Raw genomic sequence first — 3,724 nt, 5'->3', positions numbered from 1 at the left:
ACCATACACCTCGATGGCCACCTGAGATTACACCGAAGACGGCGCTGAATTTACACCACGTCCGTGGACGCTACCGAAGGCACTGGCAGTTCTGAAGCCGCCGCCGGATCTGACGATCAGCGATTGGGCCGATCAGAACCGACGGCTGAGCTCTGAGGCCAGCGCCGAGCCGGGACAGTGGCGTACGAGCCGCGCCGAATACCAGCGTGGGATCATGGATGCGATCTCGGATGCAGCGACTGAAACTGTCGTGATCATGTCATCGGCTCAGTGCGGAAAAACCGAGTTGCAGTTATGTACGGTGGGCTATCACATCGATCAGGATCCCGCCCCGATCATGGTGGTGATGCCGACCGAGCGTGATGCCGAAACCTGGTCAAAGGACCGCTTCTCGCCGATGGCGCGCGACACCCCCTGCCTGCAGGGCAAGATCGCCGATCCGCGTTCGCGAGACGGCAACAACAAGATCCTGCACAAGCGGTTCCCGGGCGGGCATTTGACCATTGTGGGTGCCAACGCACCCTCGGGGCTGGCGAGCCGACCGATCCGATTGCTGCTCTGCGATGAGGTCGACCGCTATCCTTTCAGCGCTGGTGCCGAGGGCGACCCGGTCAACCTCGCGAAGAAGCGGACGGTGACGTTCTGGAACCGCAAGATCGTGCTGGTCTCGACGCCGACAAACAAGGGCGCGAGCCGGATCGAGGCGGCATTCGAGGAAAGCGACCAGCGCCGGTTCTGGGTGCCGTGCCCCAAATGTGGGCATGAACAAATTCTGACCTGGGGGCAGGTCAAATGGGACAAGGATGAGAAGGGCGGTTATCGTCCAGAAACCGCGCTCTACCACTGCGCCGAGTGCGACGCGCCCTGGAAGGATGAGACCCGCTGGTCTGCAATCTCGAAGGGCCGCTGGATCGCGGACGCGCCGTTCAACGGAACTGCGGGCTTTCATCTGAACGAGATCTATTCGCCCTGGGTGCGGCTCGAGGCCATGGCCAAGGCGTTCCTCTCGGCGCGCGCCGGCGGGGACGAGACGATGAAGACCTTCGTCAACACCTCGCTTGGTGAAACCTGGATGGAAAGCGGCGAGGCCCCAGACTGGCAGCGGCTGCAGGGGCTGAAGGAAGATTGGCGCTCGGGCACGGTGCCGTCGGGCGGGTTGTTCCTGACTGCCGGGGCTGATGTGCAGAAAGACCGGATCGAGGTTGATGTCTGGGCTTGGGGCAAGGGCCTGCAAAGCTGGCTCATTGATCACATCGTCATCGAAGGCGGTCCGGGCGATCAGGCGTGCTGGCAAAAACTCAGCGACCTCTTGGGGCGGAGTTGGCTTCATGACAGCGGCGCGGTGATGACGCTGACAAAGCTCGCCATTGATACGGGCTATGAGACGGCGGCTGTCTACGCTTGGGCGCGACAGATGGGGTTCGGACAGGTGGCCCCGATCAAGGGCCTTGAGGGCTTCAATCGGGCAAGCCCTGTAACGGGGCCGACCTATGTCGACGCCACCATAGGCGGCAAACGCCTGCGCCGCGGCGCCCGGCTTTGGACCATCGCCACCTCGACCTTCAAGGCCGAGACCTATCGTTTCCTGCGGCTTGATCCGCCGGAAATCACCAGTCCGGCGGATGGGGAGCGGTTTCCTCCCGGCTTCCTCCATCTGCCGGGTTGGGTCGATGCTGAATGGCTAAAGCAGCTGACGGCCGAGCAACTGGTCACGGTCAAGAACAAGCGCGGCTTCGCGAAACTCGAATGGCAAAAGCTGAGGGAACGCAACGAGGCACTCGACTGCCGTGTCTATGCTCGCGCGGCCGCTTGGATTCTCGGCGCAGACCGCTGGTCAGACGCGAGGTGGGAAGAACTCGCGGCGCAGTTTGCGGTCGCGGATGGCAGGGGCACGGCCTCTGCCACAGGCCCGCAATCTGTACGCAAGGCACAGGTGCGCCGCGTTGCGCGGTCAACATACATGGGATGAGTTTGGGCATGGCGGATTTGGCGACACTGAAACTTCGCCGGGAGGCGCTGATGTCGCAACGCTCCTCTGGGGTGGCCCGCGTCAGCTACGACGGCAAAACGGTGGACTATCGCAGCGTCGCCGAGATCGACCGGGCCATTGAGGCCCTGGACCGCGAAATCGCCGCAGCCGAGGGCCGCCGCATGGTGCGCCACGTGCGCGTGATGGCGACCAAGGGCCTCTGACCAAAATGGCATTGTTCGACATGTTCCGCCGCCCCAAGCCGGGTGGCCCTGAAGCCATGCGTGCGCGTCTCGAAGGGGCGATGGCCAAGCGGCGTCTGCGGGGCTGGAACCCGCCCTTGGAAAACATCAACGCGCTGGTCGCCTCGGGTGGCCCACGGCTGCTGGCCCGCTCGCGCGAGTTGGTGGTGACGAATGGCTATGCCGCCAATGCCTGCGAGGCCTTTGCGGCGAACCTTGTGGGTGATGGGATCAAACCGTCCTCGCTCATCACCGATACGGCGCTACGCGATCAGGTCCAGAAGCTCTGGCTTGCATGGACCGATGAAGCGGACGCCGATGGTCTTACCGATTTCTACGGTCTGCAGGCCATGGTCGCGCGGGAGATGTTTGTCGCGGGCGAGTGTTTCGTGCGCTTGCGCCCGCGTCGTGGTGAGGACGGGCTTCTGGTGCCTCTGCAGTTGCAGCTTTTGCAATCGGAGATGTTGCCCTTTGAGAAAACCGAGACGGACCCGAACGGCAACCGCATCCGCTGCGGGATCGAATTCGACCTGATCGGGCGGCGGGTGGCTTATCACTTCCGCCGCCGCCATCCGGGCGACAGCACGGATCAGCGCGTCGCGGTGCCAGACACCGTCCGCGTGCCTGCCGAGGAGGTGCTGCACATCTATCGCCCCATTGATGCGGGCCAGATCCGAGGCCTGCCGCATGTGGCGCCTGCCATGGTGCGGCTGTTCCTGCTCGATCAGTACGACGATGCGGAACTCGACCGCAAAAAGACCGCGGCGATGTTCGCGGGCTTCATCACCAAGACCGCGCCCGAAGACCCGATGATGGGAGAGGGGGAGGCAGACCTTGATGGTGCCGCGATCGCCAGCCTCGAGCCTGGCACCATGCAAGTGCTGCTGCCGGGGGAGGATGTGAAGTTCTCAAGCCCCGCCGATGTCGGTGGTGGCTACGAGGCCTTCCAATACCGCACGCTGCTAGCGGTCTCCGCCTCGCTTGGGCTGCCGTATCATCTGGTCACCGGGGATGTGCGCCAGGCGAACTATTCCAGCCTCCGCGCCGAACTGGTCGAGTTCCGGCGCCGCATCGGCCAGTTGCAGCACGGTGTCATGGCACATCAGCTCTGCCGCCCCATCTGGCGGCGCTGGCTGGAAACGGCCGTACTGTCCGGCGCTCTGGAGGCAGATCCCGTCATCTCCCGCCCGGTGCAATGGATACCGCCGCGGTGGGACTGGGTCGATCCGCTCAAAGACATCCAAGCGCAGGTACTTGCGATGGAGGCTGGGCTGACGTCTCGGCGCAAGGTCGTTGAGGCCACGGGCTATGACATCGAAGAGGTCGACCGCGAGAATGCCTCTGACGCGAAACGCGCCGCCGATCTTGGCCTGACCTATCGCGCGAGCCCCGGCGAAACGCAGGGCGCGCGCGCCACACCAACTGGGATCCCTGACCCAGATACCCCCAACGAGGACGGCAGCGGGTCGTCCACGACACCGCAGCAGGAGTAACCCCATGAAATCCTGGTACA

The 3,724-nt window shown here is 63.9% G+C and carries 3 protein-coding genes; all 3 read left to right on the top strand.

All coding sequences use genetic code 11. The annotated features are described in order from the left end of the window. Nucleotides 1-82 precede the first annotated feature (82 nt). From P0X85_RS14955 to P0X85_RS14945, 3 genes are read left to right on the top strand one after another with little or no spacing between them, the layout of a single operon-like run. Nucleotides 83-1,969 carry a phage terminase large subunit family protein gene (locus tag P0X85_RS14955; protein ID WP_275815134.1) on the top strand — a complete coding sequence of 629 codons (1,887 nt, stop codon included), beginning with the start codon at nt 83-85 and terminating at the stop codon, nt 1,967-1,969. An 8-nt stretch (nt 1,970-1,977) separates the two neighbouring features. After that, nucleotides 1,978-2,193 (top strand): phage head-tail joining protein, encoded by a 216-nt coding sequence (locus P0X85_RS14950; protein WP_217361219.1) that lies wholly within the window; start codon nt 1,978-1,980, stop codon nt 2,191-2,193. 5 nt (nt 2,194-2,198) lie between these two features. Beyond that, on the top strand, nt 2,199-3,704 hold the full coding sequence (locus tag P0X85_RS14945; RefSeq protein WP_254449903.1) for a phage portal protein: 1,506 nt from the start codon (nt 2,199-2,201) through the stop codon (nt 3,702-3,704). Nucleotides 3,705-3,724 lie beyond the last annotated feature (20 nt).

The organism is Pseudothioclava nitratireducens (genome assembly GCF_029210495.1).
Lineage (GTDB): Bacteria > Pseudomonadota > Alphaproteobacteria > Rhodobacterales > Rhodobacteraceae > Pseudothioclava > Pseudothioclava nitratireducens.
This window is presented reverse-complemented; position numbering and strand designations above follow the sequence as displayed.